Origin of the sequence: Piscibacillus salipiscarius, assembly GCF_042685285.1 — a bacterium.
GTDB lineage: Bacteria > Bacillota > Bacilli > Bacillales > Alkalibacillaceae > Piscibacillus > Piscibacillus salipiscarius.
Genome location: NZ_JBHUMZ010000028.1, coordinates 1 through 609, shown reverse-complemented (window position 1 = coordinate 609; position 609 = coordinate 1). Strand labels below are relative to the sequence as shown.

The window sequence follows — 609 nt, the reverse complement described above, 5'->3', positions numbered from 1 at the left end:
CCTGGCATTGAACGTGAAAGTTCAGATGAACTTTCGACTGAAGAACTTCAAACCATTGTGAAACAGTTAAATGATCAAGTAAATGAATACACTCAACAAATTAATGAGAGTGATCAGGGTTCGGAACGAAAACAACTTCGGTCCCAACGTAGGCAACCTAAGCAATACCTTAAACAATTCAAGGACTTCGTTGAACGCAAGAAAAAGTACCGAAAAGATATGAAGATATTTGGTGAACGTAATAGTTATTCTAAAACTGACCATGATGCGACTTTTATGCGGATGAAAGATGACTACATGAAAAATGGACAACTTAAACCAGGTTATAATATTCAGCTTGCGACAGAAGGTCAATTTGCGCTTGCGTATGATGTATTCCCTAATCCTACGGATACACGAACCTTTCTGCCTTTTCTAGACCATATTGAAGATCATTTCTTTAGTTTACCTAAATACATTGTGGCGGATGCAGGCTATGGTAGTGAACAAAATTACGCTGATGTGATTGAAAACCGTCATCGCACACCACTCATTACATATAACCAATATCGAAAAGAGAAAACAAGGAAGTTTAAGAACGACCTCTTTAATTTTTATAATTGGGATTAT

1 protein-coding gene is annotated in these 609 nt (G+C 36.8%); it reads left to right on the top strand.

Features of this window, described 5'->3' with window-relative positions; genetic code table 11:
- Positions 1–609, top strand: a 609-nt coding sequence (locus ACFSW4_RS11910) for a transposase (protein ID WP_377329515.1), incomplete at both ends; no start/stop codon positions are given.